Here is a 23734-nt window from a genome sequence, read left to right on the forward strand (position 1 = left end):
GAGGTTAGCAATGCGCGCTACGATTTACTATGATTCAGGTGTCCGGGTACGAATGCAGGTAGCCATTTTGGATCAATGGCTGAAGAAAAACGGGAGCCAGTATCACGAAGAATACTATCGGATTTATGAGGGAGAGGCGCTCACCTACCATTTTGTTGGTTGTGATGGAATGGAAATCAGTCTGGATCGCAATCCCACACACCTGGAAAGCTGGATGGATTATGATTTGTTTCGCTGCATGCTCGAATACGACGACGACGCACTGAATCAGCCCGAATCGGAAAGTATCAAAAACATTGTTGAAGCCCTGGAGCTGTTTTGGCAGGCAGTAATTCCCACATTTGTAGCCGGTTATGACGATTACAATCTTCCGTTTAACGGCGGAGTAGACGGCCCGGTTCCCTGGCCTGAATCCTGATTGAAGGAGACAAAAGTTTAACAATAACATGGAACTTTTCCAACCTTTTGAAGGCACTTTGAGCAAGTGAAGCGCTTTCATTCCATTTAGAAAATTGTCATCACCTGTATTTTTAGGGCGCGACCTTTCCAAACAATTTATATATTTGCTCAAACTACTTTGAAAATGAAACATTTGCTACTTCCTCTTCTGACTATCAGTACGTTCTCTTTTGGTCAGATCACACTAACTGACCAACACTTTGCGGGAGCTTCAGAATCCTATGTCTTTAGTACATTGACCGATCCTACGATCGATTATGGTACCACCGGGGCAAACCATACCTGGGATTTCTCTACATTGGTTCCGCAGGATCAGAGAAGCTTGATTACAATCCCGATGAGCCAGTCAACAGGGCTTTCTTCCATCATGTTCGGAAGCTTTGCTCCTGCAGCCTATAAGGCAACTTATTTTAATTCGACAACCGATCTTCCGATCAGTCAGGCTTCCAGCTTCTTGCCGATTTCCATCGATGCAATCAACCAGTTTACAAAAAAAGCGACTACCGGAGTTACTTCGATCGGGTATGAAATCGTGAGTAGCGGCCAGGGAATCGGTTTTCGTTCAGATACGATCGAAACACGCTATGAATTGCCGATTACTTACGGAGATAACTACGAATCGAGAGGATATACCAGTGTGGACTTTAACCCGATCTACGACGCGAAATGGAGACAACACCGTCACCGCGTAAGCAATGTCGACGGTTGGGGAACGGTAAAAACGCCTTTCGGGCAGTTCGATGCCATCCGCATCCACCATGTGATTGATGAGGTGGATTCGTTGTATATCACCTACAGCGGTTTTGCGATGTGGATTCCAATCCCGATTCCGGTGGCACACGAATACGAATGGCGTTCTACGTCAGATAAAGAAGCTGTGATGCGTATCCGAACCAATGAGGTTTTGGGAAATGAAACGGTTACAGCAGTAGAATACCGGGATAATTTCAACGGATTGGGTCTGAACGAAAGTAAGATTTCGGTTTCATTCTACCCGAACCCGGTTTCTGATAAACTGCATGTTTCTACGGCTGAGCAGGCTGAAAACTTTTTTGTCGTTGATCAGGCAGGTCGAATCTGGAAACAAATTCCTGCGTCTTCTAACGAGCAATTACTCGATGTTTCGGAGCTCCCGGCAGGAGCTTACACCTTGGTCGTGGTATTTTCTTCGGGGTATACGACACAGAAATTCGTGAAATAAGCGTAAGTTTGTACAGCAAGCCGACTGTCGCTCTCCGTTTCGGCGGGGGGAGGAAAGTCCGGGCAGCATAGAGCAACCGTGCTTCCTAACGGGAAGGATTCGCCGGGTTAAGCCGGCGGGTACAGAAAGTGCAGCAGAAAATAAACCGCCTCGATAAGGTCTTTGACTTTGTTGGGGTAAGGGTGAAAAGGTGAGGTAAGAGCTCACCGTTCCGGTGGTGACATTCGGAAGCTAGGTAAACCTCACGGGCTGAAAGATCATGTAAACCAGGCGAGTAGGGCTGCTCGTTCTCTTCCTGGCGTTTTCGTCAGGATGCCTGGAGGGTAGATCGATAGATGCTGACGGTGACGTCAGTACCAGATAAATGACAGTCAGTTCAGTCTGCCGCGGCGGACTGAATGTACAGAACCCGGCTTATGGCTTGCCTTTTTGAATGTATTCCCTGTAGGCTTTTTTGTGTTCCCGGATAACGGTTTCGATGGTTCCACCCTGCATGGGTTTTCCACAGAGAATGGCATGGTATTCCGCTCCGTCAAACTTAAATTTGAGGAACGTAACGGATAAACCTAAGAGCGAAAAGGATCGCGCCTTTTTAATGCAGACAAATTCCAGGACGAATGAACGCTCAGACAGGAGCTTGATCACCACCACGTCGTTTTTAATGTACCCGGTTGCAAGTGTAACCCGGATGATCTTCACCAAAATGGTAAACAGAACCGCCAGACACACCGTGGTGCCGAGGGGGAAAGAAAAATGATTGCTTAGTTGCATCGAAAGCCCTACAAACAAAGCACTCACCAGTAAATACAAAGTTACCAGCAAGCCAAATGTTTGTTTTCTATTGTCAGGGTTAAGGAGTATTCGATCCGTATTGAGTAGCACGGGTGAATTCATAATAGTAGCGTGAAGTTTGCTTAAAATTAAAGTAAAATTCAGGTAACTTCCTAAAATTTAACAAATTAATTTCAAAACACTTCCTCCTGTTACTGAATTTCCAGGGTACGGATCAGGAAGTTTGGCTGGATGGTTTTGAAGGTCGAAAGTTGGTTTCTGTTGGATGCAACCTGGTATTGATACAAGCTGTAAAACTCGATGAATTGCTGTGCTGCGGTTTTATTGCGGCTGTATTTATACAAGCTGATACTGGTAAAATTGGTCATGAAACGTTGTTTTTCCACGAGGTAGTAAAAACAGTTGTTTTGGTTGAAATGAAAATTCACCTCCGATAGTTTCGCCAGTTGATCCAGTGTATAAATCCGGTAACCGGAAACGGATTTTAGATTCGCTTTGGTGATTTTTGCAAACTTATCTGTTTTGGCAAGCTTCATCAGGTAGGAGTTCACGTTGGATTTTACTTCAATTCCCGGTCGTACACTGTCTTTATTCATCTTGTTCCAGTTGAGAGGTGCACAGACTGCGCTGGAATCTTTTTTGCATGTTAAAACCAGTGGGTTGTGACAGAGCGGAATCCAGAAATGATGATTGTTGTTAAACTGCCGGTCGATATTGCGGAAATAAATATGCTCTTTCAGCTGGCTGAATAGTCCCTGGTTGTATAAGTTTTCCCGTAAACTGTCGGAAGCGAGCAACAATACGTCGATCCCGGTATTGAACTTGTTTTTTTGAATCAGTTTCGCGATTTCTTCCTGAGGTTGATACACAACCTGTACGGAAATATGCCTGGATTGCTCAAACTCGTTGATAATGGCGCTGTCTGCCGGACAATACGTATCCGTATAGAAGATGATTTTTTCATGGACGCTTGGTTTCGCTTCGTCCAGACACGCACTGAGTGTAAAAAAAAGTCCCGCAAAAAGGATGTAAATCTTCCAGTTCATAATGAGGTCAAAGATAGTGGTATTTTGTACTTTTGTGAAAAAATAATCCCGTGTCGAAAAGCAATTTGAATAAGCAGGAAAAACTAAAGATCAACCAGCTGTTGGGTGATTTACAGAGTAAGGATGAATTGAAGGTTGCAAGTGCAATCAAAGCTTTCGCCGTTCACGGTCATGCAACGATTATTGAGCCGTTGATTACGGTATGGAGGTCCGGATTGTCTGCAGAAAATGAAGTCTTACTGATCGATCTGCTTCAAAGTTTGAAAGATACTTCGGCAGTGGAGCCTTTGATGGAGGCATTTAACAATTCTGAAAACCGCGGGATTCAACGCAAATTGCTCAGCACGTTCTGGAATTCCAAACTGGATTTTTCGGAATACCTGGCAGATTTTGTCTTGTTCGGGATTGAAGGGGATTTCCTGGATGCCCTTGAAGCCATTACCCTGATTGAGAATTTCGAAGCCGTTGCTCCGGAGCCATCTATCCTGGAATCACAGTTGCTGTTGAAAGAATATTTCGGGCAGACTGAGGTGCGCGATGAGCAGAAAGATGCTATTCTGACCGATCTGGCTATTTTGCTGAAAGATTTCTCCGAGTTGGAAGGGACAGATGATCTGTATTTAGACTAATTTTTAGAATAGGATTTCAAGGAATTCACGACCCTGTCCCAATATTGGGAAATTGGGTTTTTGGGAATTCCCAATTTGAAAAAATACCGCGAATTCTACGATTTTTATTTAGGGCAGATGTAGCCTCACCGAAAAAAACATTCCAATTGTGTGTAAAGCAATCAAATCCTTGTTAATAGGAATTCAAGGACTTTGAATTAAGACACGTTTTTGAAAATTAGAATAATCCGTTAATCTCCGCATCAATCGACTGGATGATTTTTCCCAAATCTTCCTGGTTCTCAGGAAAACGGTTGTTATCCACGTCAATGATCAGGAGTTTCCCATTGTCATACGTCGAAATCCATGCTTCGTATCGTTCGTTCAGACGCTTCAGGTAGTCGAGACGGATGCTTTCTTCGTAGTCTCTTCCTCGTTGTTGAATCTGGTTCACCAAAGTAGGGACGGATGCGCGCAGGTAGATCAGCAAATCCGGTGCAGAAACAAACGAATCCATCAGGTTGAACAAAGAGAAATAGTTCTCGAAATCACGTGTGGTCATTAAGCCCATAGAATGCAGGTTCGGTGCAAAAATGAACGCATCTTCGTAAATCGTACGATCCTGGATCACGTGATTTTTACTTTCCTTGATTTCCTGGATTTGTGTAAAGCGGGAATTCAGATAATAGATCTGAAGGTTGAAAGACCAGCGTTGCATATCTTCGTAGAAGTCGTTCAGGTACGGGTTCATTTCAACATCTTCAAAATGAGTTTCCCAGCCATAATGTTTAGCCAGCATTTTTGTTAGTGTGGTCTTTCCTGAACCTATATTTCCTGCTACTGCGATATGCATAATCTCTGTGTTTTTTGGGGCTGACTAAATTACAAAATATGGCTTCAAGTTTCGCGGATTGTGCAAAAAAATATTGCCTCAAATGGTCACCCGGGTAGCCTTTTTGAACAATTTTTGTTGTGAAAAATTGATTCCCAAACGGGGAGAAGTAAGTAATTACTGAATCATCCGGTAGCACCAGAGTTTTTTCCGGGTTTGAATGTAGATCCGGTCTCCCGAGATTTCCATTTTTACAATGTCCGAATCCAGGAGAGAATCACCTGAAAAAAATGCGGAAACAACCTGTGCATTGATATCGTACGTTTGAATATTCTTTCCAGTTGCTACGAGAAAATAATCCTGGATCGGGTAAACAGGTTTATTCGGTGGAAGTGTGGCAACATCAATAAAATTCCCGAATTGGTCAAACCAGGCAACCTGGTTGATCTCGTCAAACAAGAAAAGGCGGTTGTCAATTTCCTGCATGTTGACAATCGATTTCATATCCAGGAGCCCCTTTACATTCTGAATCAGCTGTCCCTGGTTGTTGCGAAGCGTAATGAGTTCTATTTTGGAATTCGGTTCGTCATAGACCCAGATCCGATCCGTTTGGATGGATGCGCTCATGGTAACAGCCAGGCTCACATTCAGATCGCTGAGATTCGTACATCCGTTTTGTAGTGCCAGTGCGTTATCCAGGAAACAAATTTGTTGCTGATCTTCGGAAAATAAAGCAATTTTCAAGGGATTTTGAGCATCAATCTTCTGGATAGAGCCCAGCGATTTAAAACTTTCCTGTAGCATCAGTTGTCCTTTGGCGTCCCGTTTTTGAATACTCTGGTTCTGATAAATAATGCATTGATGAATGGGGTCGATGTCCCAGACAGACTCCGGATCGATTTCCAAAGACCAGACTACCTTCCAGCTTTGCTGGGAGTAACTGTGGATCGAAAGTAAAACGCCGGCGAGGCAGAGCAGAAGTCTACGCATATTGAATTGTTTCAAAGTCTGTTTCCTGCAAGATTTGTTCCACGATTTCACGGGAATTCATCAAGCGGGGAACCTTGTGCTGTCCTCCTAATTTACCTTTTTTTTGAAGCCAGTTATCGAAACTGCCGGATTTTAGTACATGAAGCAATGGTTTTCCCAATGCCAGATTTTTGGTGCGTTTGGCGTCATAGTCCGAATTGATGCTGCGAAGCGATTCGTCCAGTAAGTGCATGAAGCGTCCGATATCATTTGGTGCGCGGTCAAATTCAATGAGCCATTCGTGTTTTCCCTGTGTATTTCCATCCATATAAACCGGGGCTACGGTATAATCCCGGATAATGGCGTTGGTTTTTGAACAGGCTTCCGTGATGGCGAAATCCGTGTTGTTGACGATCAACTCCTCGCCAAATGCATTGATGAAGTGTTTGGTTCGTCCGCTTAATCTAAAACGATACGGACTTTTCGACGTAAAGCGGATCGTGTCCCCGATAATGTAGCGCCAGAGCCCTGCATTGGTGGAGATCACCAGCGCGTATTCTTCATCCAGTTCAACCTGTTCCAGGCTGTAGATTTCAGTCGATTCCGTGTCTTTAAACGCATGCATCGGGATGAATTCATAGAAAATCCCGTAGTCAAGCATGAGCAGCAGTTCGTTGGAACCGTCTACGTCCTGGATGCCGAAAAATCCTTCCGAAGCATTGTATGTTTCCACGTAATGCATGTCGTCAAAAGGAATCAACTCGCGGAACGCTTCGCGGTAAGGCTCGAAACTCACGCCGCCGTGCATGAATAATTCGAGGTTGGGCCATACTTCCCGCAGGTGTTTCTTCCCGGTGATAGCGAGTATTTTTCGGGCAAGGACTAATGTCCAACTCGGTACGCCGGCAATGATATATACGTCTTCTTCGATCGTGCTGCGCGCCATTTTCTCGATTTTCTCTTCCCATTCACTCATCAAGGCAATTTCCCTGGAAGGAGTGCGCCGGATTTCCGCCCACCAGGGCAGGTTTTTGAGAATAATCGCCGACAGGTCACCCTGGTAGCTGTTGTCTGAAACAGGCAGTACCTGTGCGCTTCCGCCAACGATCAGGTGTTTTCCTTTATACAATTTCCGGTTGGGGAAATTTTCGTAATACAAGGCGAGTAAATCTTTTCCACCCTTGTAGTGACAGTCTTCCAGCGATTCGCGGGTCACGGGAATAAACTTGCTTCGATCGGAAGTGGTTCCGGAACTCTTGGCAAACCATTTGGTTTCCTGCGACCAAAGTACGTGCTGTTCGCCGGACATGAGTTTATCGATCCATGGCTTCAGGGAATCGTAATTGTTGAGAGGAACCAGTTGTTTGAAGTCCTGGTAAGACGTGATTTGGTGGAAGCGGTGTTCTTTACCGTATTTGCTCTGACAGCCTTGTTCGATCAGTTTTTCAAACAATTCATTCTGAACATCCTCCGGGTATTTCCGGAAAAGCTCAATCTGATGCAGGCGTTTTTTGATAACCCATGCAAAAATCGAATTGAAAGGCATAAGCGAAATTCAGTGAAATAAAAAAGGAGGATTAACTTTCCTCCTTATACTATCCGAATGCGTAAATCGATCCGATGATTGCCAACAGGATCACTGTGTACACAAATCCAATTCCTACTGTTGAACTTTCGAAGAAAGTATCATTTTTATCATGATGTTCTGAATGGTGCTCTGACATAACTTCCAAATTTTCCCCAAATGTAAGATTTTGTTTGAAAAAATGAAAGGAAATTAGTCGTCGTTTGTACCAATTAATCGCAAAACGTAGTAAAACATCGTGACGATTGCGCCGAGAGCTGCTACTACATAGGTAGTTGCGGCTAAATTCAACGCCGTTTTCGAACGTTCATATTCGTCCTTCGTTGCGGTTCCGGAGTGTTCAATCCAGCTCAAAGCACGTTTTGAAGCATCCAGTTCGACCGGTAACGTCACAATGCTGAACAGTGCAATGAACCCGTAAGCGATGACGATCGCCCAAAGAACCCATTTGATCGGGAAAGACTCGAATAAAATCGCTCCCCCGATAAAAGTCAGCATCATCAGGATGTTCAGGAACATGCCGGAAGCGTGCTGCAGAGGAACCAGTTTGGAACGCCATTCCAGTGGTGCGTAAGCTTTGGCATGCTGTACGGCGTGTCCGCATTCGTGTGCGGCAACTGCTGCGGAGGCTGCATTAGTTCCGTGGTAAACTTCTTCGGAGAGATTAACCGTTTTGTCAGCCGGGTTGTAATGGTCGGTCAATTGTCCGGGAACACAGGTCACGCGTACATCGTAGATGCCGTAATCGCGCAGCATGCGCTCTGCTATTTCACGACCGCTTAAACCACTTCTGGAGGGAATCTTGCTGAATTCCTGAAATTTGCTTCTTAATCGCCAGCTCACCAATAGTCCGATTCCCATAAAGACTAAACCAATGAGCATAGCCGGGCCAAAAGATATCATTGTTAGTTAAATTTGTTTCTCAAAGTTACGCACAAAAAAACCTGCTATACTTGAATTTTAGCAGGTTTTAACTTAAAGAATGTTAGCTGATTCTAATCTCTGTTCCCGAATAAACTCAGGAGAGAAACGAATAAATTGATGAAGAGAACATACAAGGTAAATCCTCCCAAAAGCGCCAGTTTATTTTTGTTCTCAGCTGAAATTTCAGAGTCGTGTGCAAATTGTTTCAATTGCTGCATGTGGTAAGCTGTCAAACCGGTGAACACAATCACCCCGATGATTGAAATCAGGTATTCAAATGCCTCGCTTTTCAGGAAGAAATTGATCATGGATGAAATGAAAATTCCGATGAAAGCCATGTACAGAATGGATCCCATTTTAGTCAGGTCTAATTTGGTTACAAAGCCCATGATTGCCATGACTCCAAAGGTTACGGCAGTGATACCGAAAGTGGTTGCAATCGAACCGATGGAGTAAAAGATGAAAATGTACGAGAGGGAAAAACCGATCAGAATGCTGTATAAAGAGAACAATCCGAATAACAGCGGGAATGAAAGGCGGTTGATCATGGTCTGTAACAACAGTGCTACTCCGACCGGGGAGAAAATAACCACGTAATACAGGAAGTTTGGCTGGTATCCTTTTGGTGTGGGGCTTAAAAAGTGTTTTGCGAAAAATGCTTCCGTTCCGTATTGATATGCAATTGCCCCGGAAACGATCAGTGCGAAGAACATGAATCCGTATACTTTCGCGAAAAATTGTCTTGCGGCGGCTTGTTTTTCTGCCGTGTCAAAACTGTAATTATCGATGATTTCACTCATGGTTGTTATTTTATTTGGTTAATACTTTCTTGTTTCGAATCATCCAATTATTCTGATGATTTGTTGTTTTTGCAATAGAACTTGACTTGTTCAAAAATTCAAAAGGTTCAAACGTTCAATGGTTTGTTTTCAACCTTTGAGCAGACTAGTGCAATTTTGCTTGTACTAAGTTAATAAACTCTTTTCTTGTGGAGTCGTTGCCAAGGAATAATCCGGTGAACGCACTGGAAGTGGTGACGGAATTTTGTTTCTGTACTCCGCGCATCTGCATACACATGTGTTGGCATTCCAGAACCACTGCAACTCCTTTCGGTTTGAGGGTTTCCTGGATGCAGTCGCGGATTTCGATTGTTAAACGTTCCTGAACCTGTAGTCTGCGGCTGAATGCATCTACCACCCGTGGAATTTTGCTCAAACCTACGATTGTTCCGTTCGGAATATAGGCAATGTGTGCCTTTCCGAAGAATGGAAGCATGTGGTGCTCACACATCGAATACACCTCGATGTCTTTTACCAGGACCATTTCAGAATATTCCTCGTTAAACAAGGCGCTTTTCAGAATTTCTTCCGGTTTGGTATCGTAGCCCTGAGTCAGGAATTGCAGTGCTTTGGCAACACGCTCCGGGGTTTTGAGCAAGCCTTCGCGCTCAGGATCTTCTCCGATTTTTGAGAGAATGGATTTATAGACACCTGAAATGTGTTGTGTAACGTCGTCGTTGTATTGAAATTCACTCATGATCTAAATTGAAAAGTGAGAATGTAGAATTGAAAGGACGTCAGGATATCAGGAGACAAGAGTCAGGACTGAATCGTGACTCCAAAGGTCTTGTCTCTTGACTCATCGCCTTTTCAATGTTGCATTCTCCATTAGTTAATAGGGTTCTTTTCCTCCGAAGTATTCTACGAAATTGTTTTCTGTCTCCACCAGTTTGATTTTGCACAACTGACCGCCTGCTTCACCGATCGGCGCTTCGATAAGCTTCCAGATTTCAATCGCCAGGTTTTCCGTAGAAGCCAGTTTTCCTTTCAAAAACGGGACATCCAGGTTCAGGTTTTTGTGATCCAGCTGCTCGATAACCAATTCTTTGATAATTACGCTCAGGTCTTTCAAATTGATTACAAAACCAGTTTCCGGGTTGGGGGCTCCTTTCACGGTAACAAACAATTCGAAATTGTGCCCGTGCCAGTTTTTATTACTGCATTTACCGAAAACGGCTTCGTTCTTTTCATCCGACCATTCTTCGCGCCATAATTTATGTGCCGCATTGAAATGCTCTCTCCGGGTAATGTATACTGTTTCCAAGTCTTGAAAAATTGGGTACAAAGGTACGATTTTGAAGTGAAAAGGTAAAAGGAATTATCAATTATTAATTATCGGGAAGTGCTCCCAATTCTTGATAATTAAATCATTCCTAAATTGATAATTCCGTTACTTTTGTCTAAAATTCATTATCATGATTGTCATTACAGGAGCAGCGGGTTTCATCGGAAGTTGCATAGCAGGAACACTGAACAGCAAAGGAATTAATAATTTGGTTTTGGTAGATGATTTCTCCAGGGCTGAAAAGGCGTCCAACCTGGACGGGAAATTGTTTGTTGCGATGGTTCAGCGTACTGATTTTGACCAATGGATGAAAGAATTCGGCTCTGAGGTGACGTGTATATTGCACATCGGGGCGCGCACCGATACCACGGAATTTGACCAAGCAATTTTTGATGAACTGAACGTGGAATACTCCAAAATGGTTTGGAAACACTGTGTTCACTTCCAGATTCCACTCGTATACGCAAGTTCGGCAGCAACCTATGGTTTGGGAGAATTCGGTTATGACGACAATGAATCAAACATGCCGAAACTACAGCCGCTGAATCCATACGGATGGTCTAAGCAGTGGTTCGATATGTGGGCGCTGGAGCAGACAGAAACTCCTCCGCACTGGTATGGCTTGAAGTTCTTCAATGTGTATGGCCCGAACGAATACCACAAAGGGCGCATGGCATCGGTGATTATGCACACATTCAACCAGGTGAAAGAACACGGCTCGATGAAACTGTTCCGTTCGCACAACCCGGATTACACGGATGGCGGACAAATGCGTGATTTCGTGTACGTGAAAGACGTGGTTTCCGTGATCGAATTCCTGATGAAGGGAACGGCGAAATCCGGGATTTACAACCTGGGTTCGGGGAAAGCACGTACATTCCTGGATTTGGCAACCAATACCTTCAAGGCTTTAGACAAAGAACCGGATATTTCGTTCATCGACACACCGGCTGATATCCGCGATAAATACCAGTATTTTACCGAAGCAAACATGCAGAAACTGATCGGTCAGGGGTATGATATCCCATTCCACACGTTGGAAGAAGGAATTGAAGACTACGTGAAAAATTACCTGTCGGAAGGAAAATACATCTAAGTTCCCGATGCTGCATTCCGTTCACCATATAGCCATAATCTGTTCGGATTACGAACGTTCCAAACACTTTTACACGGAAGTGCTGGGAATGGAAATCCTGGCGGAAACTTTTCGCAGTGAACGGAATTCGTATAAGCTGGATCTCATGCTGAACGGACGCTACGTTGTTGAGTTGTTCTCGTTCCCTGACCCGCCGGAAAGACCTTCGTACCCGGAAGCACGAGGCTTGCGTCACTTGGCATTTACCGTTCACGACCTGGATGCTGCAATCGGGCGTTTGAATGAAGCCGGAATTGCAACCGAACCGGTGCGCATAGATGGACTGACCGGACACCGTTTTACGTTTTTTGCCGATCCGGATGGTTTGCCGCTGGAGTTGGTGGAAGTTTAATGCCGAATTCCAAATGATTTTGAATGAAGTAATTCGTAATTCGTAATTCGTAATTCGTAATTCGTAATTCGTAATTCGTAATTCGTAATTCGTAATTTTACCCCGTAAAAATCAGATCAATGAAATACCTTTTCACCACCCTCATCCTTTCGGCTGCGTTTTGTGCCGTTGCTCAGAATAAGCGCGATACCATTTACTTCGATAGTGCCTGGAATGTCACACAAATCTTGGATTCTGCCGTATATTACCGCTTGATACGGGAAGAAGATCACCTTTATAAAGTGTGGGATTATTACAAGCATTCGGATTCGATTCAAATGACCGGTGCATTCAAAGATTATGCGCAGAAAATCCGGGAAGGCGAGTTTGTTTATTATGAGAAAAATGGCATCAAATCCTATTCTTCCAATTACAAAAATGGAAAGTTGCACGGAGTGCATACATCATACGATGATGCGGGAAAATTATATGCTACGAAGAATTTTGCAGATGGAGAATTGGAAGGGGATTTTGTTATTTATGATGAAAATGGGAAAATCAGACGAAAAGAAACCTATGTGAACGGTAAAAGAACGTTCAAAGCCTGTTATCTCCCGAACGGTAAGGAAACCACTTTTTACGAACATGAAACACCGGCGACTTTTCAAAAAGGAAGAAAAAGTATTGTCAAGTACCTCAAAGGTCATGTGAGATATCCGCAAGTTGCTGTAAACAATCATATCGAAGGAAAGGTGTATCTCCAGTTTGTGGTTTCAGACAAGGGAATCGTGACTGACGTAAAAGTGAAAAGATCGGCACACCCGCTCCTGGATGAGGAAGCTGTGAGAGTCATTAGTAACATGCCTAAATGGAAGCCGGCTACTTTTGAAGGAAAGAAAATCAATTCGACATTTTCGCTTCCTGTTTCCTTTAAACTGAACTAATTCTTCTTTGATTTCTCTTCAAGAGAAATGATGTGTACTGGTTTTCAGAAAGATGGATTAGTTGCTAACTAAAAAAGCACCGGATTGACAATTTTTTCAGCGTAGTTTTTCTGATTTGCGAACCTGTAAAATCAGTTATACCGAAGTTTTTGGTGGAATTTTAACACATTTCAGAAAAGTAGTGTCATTTAGTGTGTTAAGCCCCTGTTTTCGGGTGTTTCGCATAAAAGTAACGATTTCTAAATTTCGAATTTCGCTTAAAAAACTAATTTCGCAGGCGTTTAATAAGAAATAGATAGATCAGATGAGAACCTTTTTTGCATGTATATTGGTGATAACTTGTGTTTTACCTAATCAAATAGTTGCTCAAACGGTACTCAACGGAAATTTTAATTCCAGTGGAACGAATTGGGGATGCTCTCCGGAAGTAAATGCCGAATCGGTTTACGGTGGTTCATCCACTACGAATCAGGTTGCAGAAGTGGATGTAGCTGCAGGCTTGTGTCAGACCATTACCGGATTTACATCTGGGTCATATTACAGGCTTTCTTTTAAATGTTCCAGAAGAACGACTTGCGGACCTACGCTTCAGTCGTTGAACGTGACACTAAGCGGGGGAGTACTCAATCAAAATGTTTCCCGAAACGGAACGGCTTTTTCCCTTGCTACGGAGACCTTCTTCTTCATTGCAAATGCCGCTTCTCTCACACTGACCTTTACAGGAACAACAACTGAAACTTGTAACTTGCTGGTGGATGATATCCAGATTACGCTGGTTTCGGGGCTGCCTGTTGAACTGAGTGCTTTTAAAATGATGTGTGCCGGTAATGGCGTTGTTGCAAACTGGACGACCGAAAGCGAAGCAAGATCGGATCATTTCACGCTCGAAGGTTCTGTTGACGGTTCTTCCTGGAACGAACTGGGAATTGTGAAGGCACAGCAAAATTCACAAGCAAGAACGAACTATGCTTACACCATTGACAATGCTCCGCAAAACACAACGAATTACTATCGTTTGCGACTGACGGATTTGGATGGTACGGAGGAAATTTTGTCGCTTGCGAGCCTGAATTGCGAAGACGGGCAAGTCATTCTATATCCGAATCCGACCCAGGGTGAGTTGATCGTGCGTGCTTCATCCAAAGAGTTTGAAGGTGTTTTTGATGCCTCAGGCAGGAACGTAAATGCGGCAGTATCTGTTGTAAGCAAGCAGGAATTTCATGTCGATCTTTCAGTATTTTCTTCAGGGGTATACTATCTGAAGGTTGGCAGCGAGATGTATAAAGTCGTGAAGAACTAAGAGTAGTAATTACGAATGCCTAATTCCGAATGATTGCCTTTTCTTGTTGGTTTGAGTATCGGAGTCATCTTTGATCTGAAGGGCAAACAGTGCCTTTTTAAGGCTGGTTGCGGAATAAGATTTCCGCGTAGATAATGTGTTTTCCGATAATTTTTTCTTCGACCTGGTAAAATGCAATGCCGATTTTCTTGGTCAATGGCTCGTACTCAAGGTTCGCTGCGAGTGATTTTTCTTCCGGGGAAATCCTGGAGTCGGATTGAATGACTCCGAGGAACTGATAGGTAATGAGGAACGTTTCGAACCCGTCTGCATCCGGCACTTTTTTGACCTGCGTATCTTTTTTGTAATCGATTCCGAACTGGCTGAGCAGGTCTTTGAGTTCGGAGGTGAAGATTTCGTCACTGAAACGAAAAAAAGAACGGAATTTTTTGATGTGAAACTCAGAATAACCACACAGTGTATTCGAGTATATTTTCCGGTTGAGTTTTACAGGAATTTCGAAGGTCCATTGTTTGAACTGAATGGTTTTGGTAAACATCATGACAGGTGGATTTGAACCGGGTGGTGCAATTTTATTCGAATAAGTGTGATTACGTCGCTTAGGAATCGTAATTTGTTTTTCATAATTGGGTTTGAAGTGCAAAAGTCAGGATTACAAGAGTTCCGGTCAAAAAAAAGGGTTGAGAAACACTGAATAATGAGTAAATGGTGGTATTTTTAGGGTGAGAAATGAATCGTAATTTCCTTCTTTTTGTTTTTGGGTTATTAGTGATACCTGCTATCTACGGTCAAAAAGATACCGCCAAAATCGATGCGCTCAATCTGAAAAGTGAATTTTTGTACTCCGTCGACGTAGAAAAATCGATTGCCTTAAGTTCGAAAGCACTTCGTTTATCCCAGGAAGCAGATTACCGTGCGGGAGAAGCTTTTGCGCTGATGAACCTGGCAATTGCCAATGACATCAAAGGAAATCCTGAAGTTGCAATCCGGTATTTTCACCAGGCAATCCATCTGTTCAAACTGGAGAAAGACGATGAAAACCTGTCGTACTGTTATTCCCAGCTGGGTGTTTGCTATTTTACACAGTTTCAATACGATAATTCGAACTGGTACTATAACAAGGCTATCGCATTGTGTAAAAAATTGAAACTGGATATCGATCTGGCCGATGTGCTGGTAAACCAGGGAATCACATTTACATATCAAAAGAAAGAAAAAGAGGCTGTAGCCAATTTCAGACGGGCAATTGATATCTACCTCCGAAATGACTACGAACAGGGCTTAGGGCCGGCGTATAACTCGCTGGCGAAGATTTATCATGAGAAGCAGGAGTTCGACACCGCAATCGATTACTACCTGAAGGCTGCCGAGATTGCCAAAAAGTATGACAACGACCTGAATCTTACGTCGACCTACAACGGACTATCGAATGCTTATATCAACCTGAAACAATACGGGAAGGCGCACGAATATGCTTTGAAGAGCCTGGAAGCGGTGAAGAATACAGGTGCGAAGGAACGGGAAGCTTTTGCTTATTACACGGTGTCGGACAGCTATGCTGCATCGGGTGATTTCAGGAAAGCGTATGAATACCAAAAACGCTATGCGGATTTGAAGGACACGGTTTTTACTTCGGAAAAGAGCAGTGCACTGGCTGAAATGCAGGCGCGGTTCGAGGTGGAATCCAACAAACAGAAGCTGAAGGAAGCGAAACTGAAACAGCAGATTCAGTCCGAAACGTATGCGCGCCAACTGACGATTCTTGCGGTGGCTTTGGTGCTCATCCTGATCGTTCTGATCTTTTTATTCCTGTTGTTCCGCAATAAAAGACGGATTCACCAGTTGCTGGAACAGAAATATGAGATGTCTCAGATGAACCTGGAACAGAAGGAATCGATGATGGGGGAAATTCACCACCGCGTAAAAAACAACCTCCAGATGGTGCATGCCATTTTGGATTTACAGGCACGTGATTTGAAAGATCCGGAATCGATGCAGTTGATCGAAGACAGTCTTAACCGGATCAATGCCATTTCACTGATTCATCAAAAATTGTATCAAACGGAAAATATCCGCGCAGTGCGGATGACGGAATACTTGTGTGAGTTGACGGACGATTTGGTGATTCATTTCCGGAAGGAAGTCAGCAAACCGATTCGCGTGATGTATGAAGTGGAAGATTTGAACCTGGATATTGAGTCGGCACTTCCTATCGGCTTGATTGTGGCGGAATTAGTGACCAATTCCTGCAAGTATGCCTTTGCTGATCAGCAAACCCCGGAGATTCGACTGGTTTTAAAAGAAGATGCCGGAAAGCTCCGTTTGCTTGTGGGGGATAACGGCTCCGGGAAAACGAATGAAGAAAACGGAACACATTTTGGTACGAAGCTGATCCGGACGATGTCGAAAAAACTACAGGCAGCATTCACGGAAACAAACTCTGAAAAAGGCCTGACAGTGGAATTACTTATCTCAAACTATCACGTGTATCATGACTAAACCAAAACTGTTTATTGTAGAAGATGAATTACTGATCGCAGATTACCTGGAGCAATGCTTACTGGATAACGGTTATGAATGTTTGGGAAAGGCAGATACCTTTGAGTCGGCGAGAGCACTGTTGAAAAAATGTGAGCCGGATCTCTTGCTGCTGGATATCAACCTCGGAACCGGACCTGATGGAGTGGATTTGGCGCATTTCGTGAATCAGCAGCTCAACAAACCCTTTCTTTTCGTGACTTCCAGTACGGATTCCAAGACGCTGGAGCGGATCAAATTAACGAATCCTGCGGGGCTGGTTATGAAACCGTTTAAGAAGGAAGAACTTCAGGCGCAGGTGGAACTGGCGTGGCATGCTTTCCAGGTGCGGCAGCAAAATCGTCAGATCGAATTTGCGAACTCCATCCTGATCAATTCCTATTTCTTTATCAAGGACAAGCAAAAGCTGATCAAATTGGCGTATTCGGATATTCTGTATGCGGAGGCCTGCGATAACTATTCGATTCTCTTTACGAAAGATTCCAAGTACATTGTGAGTTATAGCCTGAAGCACGTAGAAAACAAGTTGTCGAAAAATGAGTTTTTCCGCGTTCACCGTTCCTTTGTGGTGAACCTGAATCACATTCAACAGATCAACCCGAAGTCTATTTTATTGGATGGGAAAGAGATTCCGGTGAGCGAGGCACATCGGTCATCGCTTTTGGAGCGGGTGAATTTATTTTAACGGGAAATAATGATGTATCAAATTAAACGCACGCAACTTGTCAAAACCGATCTGGAAACTTGCTGGAAGTTTTTCTCTGCTCCGGAGAACCTGCAGAAAATTACTCCCGGATACATGAAGTTTCGCGTTTTGACAGAAACCCCTGCTGAGATTTACGAGGGGCTGATCATTGCCTATAAGATCTCGCCGGTGATGCATATTCCATTGTCCTGGGTGACCGAAATTACTGTGGTGGAAGACCAGCGCTACTTTGTGGATGAACAACGCCAGGGACCTTACAAAATGTGGCATCATGAACACCATTTCAAAGCCGTGGAGGGAGGAGTTGAAATGACAGATATCGTAAGTTATTCGCTCCCTTTCGGAATTTTAGGCAAATTGGCCCACCGGTTGTTTGTGAGAAAACAACTGGAAGGAATTTTTGATTACCGTTTTCAGGAGGTGGAGAAGCGCTTCTAAATCTGCTTTTTCGCCACCGATTTGTGAATTTCAAGTGTTTTGATCAGTGCTGCGGAACCATACCATGGATGCAGTTCCATTATCAATCTTCCTGCCTGGATAGCCGGATCGGTTTTGGTTAGTGCCTCTGCTTCTTCGACTGTTTCTACATTGAAAATATACATTCCGCGAATGTCTCCGTTATCGAGAAAAGGGCCTGCAACAACTAGTTTTCCCTGATCTGCCAGAGCTTTAATGTTGTCCAGGTGGGCGCGTTGCAAACGATCGGCTTCTTCCTTATTTTGACTTGAATTCGGGCCGCGTTTCAGAAAAGCTATGACGTAATGCTTCATGCCGTATTCGTCTGCACCCAGTTGTCTGGCTAGTTCCGGATCGAAACCTGCTTTTTCCTCCTGCAAATCCTCTTGTGAGTAGGAAAGGAGTGGTAATCCAAGCAACAGGATTCCGGCTAACGCTTTAATTGCTTTCATCGCAAATCAGTTTTACGGCTTTCAGCGATTCATCAATATGCGTAGCGGCATTCGTCAGAGAATTGTAGATATGGCGCACGATTCCGTTTTTGTCAACGATGTACGTCACGCGTCCCGGAATCAGTCCGAAGAGGTTTCCCGGAACACCAAATGTTTTGCGGACTGCTTTTTCTGTGTCGGCAAGTAATGTGAAGCTTAACCGGTGCTTAGCGGCAAATTCCGCATGTTTCCTGGGTGAATCACTCGAAATACCGATTACTTCGCAACCCAGGTCTTTGAAATCCTCGTAACTGTCGCGAAAAGAACATGCTTCAGCGGTACATCCGGGAGTGTCATCTTTGGGATAGAAATAGATCACCAAAACCTTTTGCCCGAGAACGGATTGAATATCTAAAGCTGCATTATTCTGGTCTTTCAGTGTAAAAACCGGACATTGATCACCAACTGCTATTGCCATGACTTTGTCATTTATGTGTTGAACAAAGATGCAAAAAGAATGCGTTTGTAGCGAAACTATTTTTTACTTCTGGCAAATGCGTGTGAATGAAAACCGCGATAAGAGCGCATGGTGTAACATGAATGGAAATAATTCGTTACATTTGTGTAAAATTTGGAAGTGAATTACTCTAAAGTGTAAATCTGTCTTGCTGCTTTTCTACCTGTTTTTCAGTGATTTAAGATAGTTAGGGTTGGAGTGTGGCGATGATTGCATGTAACAAAAGCGTAAAAAAGAAGTTATGGAATAGTTGAATAAGTTTTATTTTTCAAGTATCTTGCATCGCTTATTCACTGTAAAAGAGACCATTATTCACGTCTAAGCCAGTCTGTGTTCCCTGCTGTTTAGAAACGGGAACTTCATTTTAATGAAATAAATTATGAAAAGATTGCTTTTGGGATCAGTCATGCTCCTTTGTTCAAGCGCCTTATTGGTGTTTTCGTGTCAGAAAGAAAATACAGGTTCCGCCACTGTAAAGACCGAAAAATTCCAGGAAAAAATCAGTCAAAACGAAGTTGAAATCGAATGCAGCGGATCGTGTACCAGTTCATCAGAATCCTGTTCATTGACCGGACAGCTTGGTGGTGGAGGTGGGCACAATTACGTTTCATGTTCCTGTTCGGGCTGTACGATGAAAGTGACGAGTACTAAAAACGGAGCGACTACCGTGACAAACCTGGTCAACGCAAAATTTGAAGTGTACTACCTGGATGTGTTTCAGAAATACATGGAGGAAGCATATACCGGGCAGAGCTATTCCCTGGTGCGTTACCATTTTATCACCGATGGAGATAAGTATGTGGAGACCTACTCGTTTGATTTCGGAGACGGAGTTATTGAAACGGTTGTGCTGGCAGGTGATGCAAATGAGATGATCGATACGGTCAAAGTGATCGATTGTACCGGTTCCTGCGGATGCAAGGAAGTGTATGATTTGAATACCGGAAAAGCTTCCTGTTCCTGTAGTGATTGCCAGATGAAAGTCACAGTCGTGAAAAAGTAAATGGGGCTTCCGCAAATTACGCTGATCTCGAGGATGGTTGTGTTGTTGGATCAGCGATAAGCTTTTCTTTGACCTGTATCGTATCATCTGCTCAATTCGCGGTTCGAAAAGAAGTTGCAAAAAAAATCCCGTTGTTCTCAGAACAACGGGATTTCAATATGATTTTCGGAAAATCTTATTCTCCTACTACTTCGAATTTGAATACAGGCTTCACTCCTTTGTGCAAGTTTGCCTCAGCTTCGAATGTACCAACTTCTTTGATTGGCTCATCTTTGATTTTCAAAGCCTTACGGTCGATGTCGAATCCTGCTGTTTTCAACGCTTCAGACAACTGAACTGTGTTAACAGAACCGAAGATTTTACCGTTCTCACCCACTTTCGTGCTGATTTTAACAGTAACTTCAACCAATTTAGCTGCGATAGCTTCTGCTTCAGCAACGATTTTAGACTCTTTGTGAGCGCGTTGCTTCATCATATCCTCGTGCGCTTTTTTCGCAGAAGGAGTAGCCAAAGAAGCGTAACCTTGAGGAATCAGGAAATTACGTCCGTATCCTGGTTTTACAGTTACAACTTCGTCTTTGTAACCTAATTTATCGATATTTTTCTTAAGAATTACTTCCATGATTTCGTGTCTTTAAAATGAATACGAGACTATTTCAACATATCGCCAACGTAAGGCAAGATAGCCAGGTGACGAGCACGTTTGATAGCTTTGTTAACTCTCTTCTGGTATTTCGCAGAAGTTCCGGTAATACGGCGAGGTAAAATTTTACCTTGCTCATTCACCAAACGCAACAAGAAAGTAGCGTCTTTGAAATCGATGAATTTAATTCCGCTTTTTTTGAAACGGCAGTATTTGTCTTTTTTAATCTCGATGTTAATCGGAGTTAAATAGCGAATATCGTTTTGTGACATGTTCTTAAAATTGAATGGTAAATAATTAAGCTTCAACCGGAGCTCCGCTCATTTTTTTGCGACGTTTCTCAGCGTAAGCAACGTGATCCTTGTCCATTTTCACAGTCAGGAAACGCATGATGCGCTCGTCACGTTTCATAGCCAATTCCAGATCAGCGATCACTGAACCTTCAGCATCGAATTGGAACAAGAAATAGAAACCAGTTGATTTCTTTTGGATCGGGTAAGCCAATTTTTTAAGGCCCCAGCTCTCAGAATGCGTCAATTTACCACCCATGGCAGCCAATTCGCTTTCGTACTTTTGCACTGCTTCCTTTGCCTGATCTTCAGACAAAACGGGAGTAAGAATGAAAACAGTTTCGTAAGAATTCATAATTAAACTTATTTGTTATTGATACTAATTTACCGCCAAGACTCACTTAGCGGGGTGCAAAGGTAGGAATAAAATCCTTAAAATGTTGACTTTGGGTGAAAAAGATGCCAGAATCACATTTAACGATGCTTACAACTGAACGGTTTCAACCTTCTTTTCCGGTTTCAGCATTTCGTAGTAAGGTTTGTTGTTGTATTCTTTATAAGTGATAAAGTGAAGATTATTCTTGTCATCCAGGTGATAGGAAGAGTTGAAAATCTTAAAGCTTTCTGACTTGAAATCCGCGTGAAGCGGTTTGGTGCTGTTTTCCCCGGTATTCAGATCAATTTCAGATTGAATAATGGTGGTCTGTATGGAAATGTCGTAAGTAATGACCCGTTTATCTGTTTCAAAGAAGTTTTCCGGGTTCAATTTTTTCACGGCGGCATTGAAGAAGAAAAACAACTTCCCGTCTTGTATAAACGAAAAGGAAGCCCGGTTTAAAGGGTTTTGATTCTCTTTCCATATATAAGGAGCATCGTGTATGCTGAGTACCTGGAAATTCCACAGATTTTCCTGTTTCGGAATATCAATACAAGAAATCATGATCGTTTCGTTGATTGCCTGTTCGATACGTTGTACGGTGCAAATAAGTTTGTTTTCATTGATTTCTGCCTTGACAAGCGAATTGTAAGTGAGTTTTATTTTGCCCCGGGATCCTACTTTTTCAGGTTTTACGACACATTCTTTCAGTTGAATGGATTCCGGATTTAGAGGAGCATAAGCAAAACCCCTGACGGATCCGCCCTGGGTGATCATGGAAACGAGGTAAGGATCAGAGTCAGTATCTACAAACTTCCATTCGTCAATCGTTCCGGGAAGAGTTGTGCGGCTGATTTTAGGTGTTTGCAATACTCCGTTTTTAAAATGGAACAGCTCATCTCTTCTTGAAATGTATACATCCAGGTTTTCTTCCAGGTAAACATCCGAAATAAAATGGGTGTTCAGTCTTGTCGGAATCGTGAACGTTTTTGAATCAAGCATAGTGAAGTTGAGAGAGCATACGGTGATTTCGTCGCCAATAATCACAACTGCTGCATGATCCTTTCGGTGGTAAAATTTCAGCGAATAATCGCCGCTTCTTAATCCCCTCATCTGGTTGTTTGTCAGGGACAGGATTTCGATGGATTCCTTTTCCTTCAGAAATTTATCGAAGGTTGTCAGGTAAAAATTGTCGCCGGTTACGGACGACGTAATGGCATAGAACGCTTCCTCAAAGATATACAGTTGATGGATGAGTGCATTCCGGATTTCAATCTTTTCGGATTCAACGATCTCATCATCGGTCAATTCGTAAAGCGTTGCCCGGTTGCTTTGCTGCCGATACGTTGATTGGATGTACAGATTCTTGTTGTCATATTTCCCGATATAATAGTACGGACGTTCTTCTTTTGAAGTTTGGCTTTGGGCGGAAAGTCCGAAAAAACAGGTGAAAAGAATAAGCGAAAAAATCTTCATAAGAGGTTGAAGTGATATAATGCCGTAAAATTAGCTAAAATTAAAACAAACAGTTCGTTGTCTCAATCTCAATACCCCTTCAAATCATACTTGTGCAGCAGCAAACGCGTATTCGGTTTGTCCAAACTATCCTGCCAGCCGATAAAATAAGCCGTGATCGGTGAAACAGACAGCCGGGAAATCTCCTTGTGCTGAATGCGCATCACCTCGTCCGGGAACTTTTCAGCCAGTTCTTTGAAATTGAAATTCGGATAAGCCTTATTGGGGTAAAGATCTACAGCACCGAAAAGGTGCAGAATCTCGTGGCTGATCACCGCCGGATTCTTGTTGGTGATAATCGAATATTCCGCAAATCGATCCGATTCCGTGTGGAAAGAATAGCTGGGGTGATCTTCGTAATACCCGTTCACGAAAAACAGAATCGCTACATTTTCCCGTTTGTACTTGTCGCGCAGCGCCTGGTTCAGGGTTTGCACATTGACAATTTTTAAGCGCTGGCTGACTTTTGATGACGGAATATACTTGAGTCCCTTCCCGGCCTTTTTCGCAATAGCATCCGACCAGGAAATCCATTTTTTGAACCGGGATCTTCTTTCGCGGATAAATGCTTGTTCGTGAGATAAGTTGACTTTCACTGATCGCTCGTAAATCGTGAGCCTGCCACCGTCTTTGTATTGAACCGGCTCGAACTGCACGGAATGGGAGTAATTACCGGCTTGCGACTGAAGCCAGTTTGTGGCTTTTTTCAGTGAATCCATCGTGGAACGGATGTCGAATTCCGTCCAGGGATGATAGCTGTCTACGTCAACGAAAATCGCATAAACCAGAACAGAATCTGTCATGAATTTACACGTGTTCCGGTTCTTGGTATCGGGAATTTTATCGTATTCCTGGTAAATGACTGTTGGCCGGAAAAGCTGACAACTTCCGAAGAGCAATAAAGAGGCAAAGAGAATCAGAACACCTTTTTTCATAGGACTTGCGGTATGGGTTTTAACCCAGATGTCGGAAAGTGAAACAGGTAAACAAAAGCCGCTGCGGATACATC

The 23734-nt window shown here is 43.3% G+C and carries 27 protein-coding genes and 1 other RNA gene; 12 read left to right on the top strand and 16 right to left on the bottom strand.

The window, feature by feature from the left end:
• Positions 1-10: 10 nt before the first annotated feature.
• The 3 genes from ABDV94_RS08500 (at position 11) to rnpB (ending at position 2092) form a co-directional block, all read left to right on the top strand.
• Entirely contained in the window at positions 11-418 is a 408-nt protein-coding gene (locus tag ABDV94_RS08500; protein WP_343606484.1) for a hypothetical protein, read from the top strand.
• Between the two features lie 165 nt (positions 419-583).
• Positions 584-1660: a T9SS type A sorting domain-containing protein gene (locus ABDV94_RS08505; RefSeq protein WP_343606486.1), complete on the top strand. Its 1077-nt coding sequence runs from the start codon at positions 584-586 to the stop codon at positions 1658-1660.
• Between the two features lie 12 nt (positions 1661-1672).
• Positions 1673-2092, top strand: an RNA gene (rnpB, locus tag ABDV94_RS08510) — RNase P RNA component class A.
• A 551-nt stretch (positions 2093-2643) separates the two neighbouring features.
• On the opposite strand, the gene ABDV94_RS08515 is transcribed toward rnpB, so the two are convergent.
• Positions 2644-3498 (bottom strand): hypothetical protein, encoded by an 855-nt coding sequence (locus ABDV94_RS08515; RefSeq protein ID WP_343606488.1) that lies wholly within the window; start codon positions 3496-3498, stop codon positions 2644-2646.
• 50 nt (positions 3499-3548) lie between these two features.
• Between ABDV94_RS08515 and ABDV94_RS08520 the strand changes: the two genes are divergently transcribed.
• Positions 3549-4127 (top strand): hypothetical protein, encoded by a 579-nt coding sequence (locus ABDV94_RS08520; protein ID WP_343606490.1) that lies wholly within the window; start codon positions 3549-3551, stop codon positions 4125-4127.
• 217 nt (positions 4128-4344) lie between these two features.
• Here the strand turns inward: ABDV94_RS08520 and ABDV94_RS08525 are convergent, their stop codons facing one another.
• The 7 genes from ABDV94_RS08525 to ABDV94_RS08555 form a co-directional block, all read right to left on the bottom strand.
• A complete protein-coding gene (locus ABDV94_RS08525; protein ID WP_343606492.1) occupies positions 4345-4959 on the bottom strand; it encodes a deoxynucleoside kinase in 615 nt (204 codons plus the stop codon).
• A 156-nt stretch (positions 4960-5115) separates the two neighbouring features.
• Positions 5116-5928 (bottom strand): hypothetical protein, encoded by an 813-nt coding sequence (locus tag ABDV94_RS08530; RefSeq protein WP_343606494.1) that lies wholly within the window; start codon positions 5926-5928, stop codon positions 5116-5118.
• Positions 5921-7453 carry a GH3 auxin-responsive promoter family protein gene (locus tag ABDV94_RS08535; RefSeq protein WP_343606495.1) on the bottom strand — a complete coding sequence of 511 codons (1533 nt, stop codon included), beginning with the start codon at positions 7451-7453 and terminating at the stop codon, positions 5921-5923. The genes ABDV94_RS08530 and ABDV94_RS08535 overlap by 8 nt, the downstream gene beginning before the upstream one ends.
• A gap of 231 nt (positions 7454-7684) precedes the next feature.
• Entirely contained in the window at positions 7685-8395 is a 711-nt protein-coding gene (locus ABDV94_RS08540; protein WP_343606498.1) for a zinc metallopeptidase, read from the bottom strand.
• Positions 8396-8487: 92 nt separating this feature from the next.
• The gene (locus ABDV94_RS08545) at positions 8488-9216 is read right to left on the bottom strand and encodes a Bax inhibitor-1/YccA family protein (RefSeq protein ID WP_343606500.1); all 729 of its coding nucleotides are present in this window, start codon (positions 9214-9216) and stop codon (positions 8488-8490) included.
• A 145-nt stretch (positions 9217-9361) separates the two neighbouring features.
• Positions 9362-9952, bottom strand: a complete 591-nt coding sequence (gene folE / locus ABDV94_RS08550) for a GTP cyclohydrolase I FolE (protein ID WP_343606502.1) — start codon at positions 9950-9952, stop codon at positions 9362-9364.
• Between the two features lie 135 nt (positions 9953-10087).
• Positions 10088-10519, bottom strand: coding sequence for a 6-carboxytetrahydropterin synthase (locus ABDV94_RS08555; RefSeq protein WP_343606504.1), 432 nt, complete (start codon positions 10517-10519; stop codon positions 10088-10090).
• Between the two features lie 151 nt (positions 10520-10670).
• Here ABDV94_RS08555 and rfaD point away from each other — a divergent pair, with 151 nt between their 5' ends.
• The 4 genes from rfaD (at position 10671) to ABDV94_RS08575 (ending at position 14250) form a co-directional block, all read left to right on the top strand.
• The gene (gene rfaD, locus ABDV94_RS08560) at positions 10671-11636 is read left to right on the top strand and encodes an ADP-glyceromanno-heptose 6-epimerase (protein ID WP_343606506.1); all 966 of its coding nucleotides are present in this window, start codon (positions 10671-10673) and stop codon (positions 11634-11636) included.
• 7 nt (positions 11637-11643) lie between these two features.
• A complete protein-coding gene (locus ABDV94_RS08565; protein ID WP_343606508.1) occupies positions 11644-12027 on the top strand; it encodes a VOC family protein in 384 nt (127 codons plus the stop codon).
• Positions 12028-12146: 119 nt separating this feature from the next.
• Positions 12147-12950 carry a TonB family protein gene (locus ABDV94_RS08570; protein WP_343606510.1) on the top strand — a complete coding sequence of 268 codons (804 nt, stop codon included), beginning with the start codon at positions 12147-12149 and terminating at the stop codon, positions 12948-12950.
• 304 nt (positions 12951-13254) lie between these two features.
• Entirely contained in the window at positions 13255-14250 is a 996-nt protein-coding gene (locus tag ABDV94_RS08575; protein ID WP_343606512.1) for a T9SS type A sorting domain-containing protein, read from the top strand.
• Positions 14251-14347: 97 nt separating this feature from the next.
• Here ABDV94_RS08575 and ABDV94_RS08580 read toward each other — a convergent pair whose 3' ends face one another.
• Positions 14348-14791: a hypothetical protein gene (locus ABDV94_RS08580; protein ID WP_343606514.1), complete on the bottom strand. Its 444-nt coding sequence runs from the start codon at positions 14789-14791 to the stop codon at positions 14348-14350.
• A 227-nt stretch (positions 14792-15018) separates the two neighbouring features.
• Between ABDV94_RS08580 and ABDV94_RS08585 the strand changes: the two genes are divergently transcribed.
• From ABDV94_RS08585 to ABDV94_RS08595, 3 genes are read left to right on the top strand one after another with little or no spacing between them, the layout of a single operon-like run.
• Positions 15019-16749 (top strand): tetratricopeptide repeat protein, encoded by a 1731-nt coding sequence (locus tag ABDV94_RS08585; protein WP_343606516.1) that lies wholly within the window; start codon positions 15019-15021, stop codon positions 16747-16749.
• A complete protein-coding gene (locus ABDV94_RS08590; RefSeq protein ID WP_343606518.1) occupies positions 16742-17473 on the top strand; it encodes a LytTR family transcriptional regulator DNA-binding domain-containing protein in 732 nt (243 codons plus the stop codon). The genes ABDV94_RS08585 and ABDV94_RS08590 overlap by 8 nt, the downstream gene beginning before the upstream one ends.
• A gap of 9 nt (positions 17474-17482) precedes the next feature.
• Positions 17483-17932, top strand: a complete 450-nt coding sequence (locus tag ABDV94_RS08595; RefSeq protein WP_343606520.1) for an SRPBCC family protein — start codon at positions 17483-17485, stop codon at positions 17930-17932.
• Here the strand turns inward: ABDV94_RS08595 and ABDV94_RS08600 are convergent.
• Complete coding sequence (locus ABDV94_RS08600; protein WP_343606522.1) at positions 17929-18402, bottom strand: YciI family protein; 474 nt, start codon at positions 18400-18402, stop codon at positions 17929-17931. The two genes, ABDV94_RS08595 and ABDV94_RS08600, sit on opposite strands and share 4 nt — an antisense overlap.
• Positions 18389-18859 (bottom strand): peroxiredoxin, encoded by a 471-nt coding sequence (locus ABDV94_RS08605; protein ID WP_343606524.1) that lies wholly within the window; start codon positions 18857-18859, stop codon positions 18389-18391. The genes ABDV94_RS08600 and ABDV94_RS08605 overlap by 14 nt, the downstream gene beginning before the upstream one ends.
• A gap of 418 nt (positions 18860-19277) precedes the next feature.
• Here ABDV94_RS08605 and ABDV94_RS08610 point away from each other — a divergent pair, with 418 nt between their 5' ends.
• On the top strand, positions 19278-19901 hold the full coding sequence (locus tag ABDV94_RS08610) for a hypothetical protein (protein WP_343606526.1): 624 nt from the start codon (positions 19278-19280) through the stop codon (positions 19899-19901).
• Between the two features lie 175 nt (positions 19902-20076).
• On the opposite strand, the gene rplI is transcribed toward ABDV94_RS08610, so the two are convergent.
• The 5 genes from rplI to ABDV94_RS08635 all read right to left on the bottom strand — a co-directional run bounded on the left by rplI (position 20077) and on the right by ABDV94_RS08635 (position 23660).
• Positions 20077-20523: a 50S ribosomal protein L9 gene (rplI, locus tag ABDV94_RS08615; RefSeq protein WP_343606528.1), complete on the bottom strand. Its 447-nt coding sequence runs from the start codon at positions 20521-20523 to the stop codon at positions 20077-20079.
• A 29-nt stretch (positions 20524-20552) separates the two neighbouring features.
• Positions 20553-20816, bottom strand: coding sequence for a 30S ribosomal protein S18 (gene rpsR / locus ABDV94_RS08620; protein ID WP_013685774.1), 264 nt, complete (start codon positions 20814-20816; stop codon positions 20553-20555).
• A 25-nt stretch (positions 20817-20841) separates the two neighbouring features.
• Entirely contained in the window at positions 20842-21189 is a 348-nt protein-coding gene (rpsF, locus tag ABDV94_RS08625; protein WP_343606531.1) for a 30S ribosomal protein S6, read from the bottom strand.
• 129 nt (positions 21190-21318) lie between these two features.
• The gene (locus tag ABDV94_RS08630; RefSeq protein ID WP_343606532.1) at positions 21319-22686 is read right to left on the bottom strand and encodes a hypothetical protein; all 1368 of its coding nucleotides are present in this window, start codon (positions 22684-22686) and stop codon (positions 21319-21321) included.
• 68 nt (positions 22687-22754) lie between these two features.
• A complete protein-coding gene (locus ABDV94_RS08635; RefSeq protein ID WP_343606534.1) occupies positions 22755-23660 on the bottom strand; it encodes a hypothetical protein in 906 nt (301 codons plus the stop codon).
• Positions 23661-23734: the final 74 nt, after the last annotated feature.

It is taken from the genome of Fluviicola sp., assembly GCF_039596355.1.
Lineage (GTDB): Bacteria > Bacteroidota > Bacteroidia > Flavobacteriales_D > Crocinitomicaceae > Fluviicola.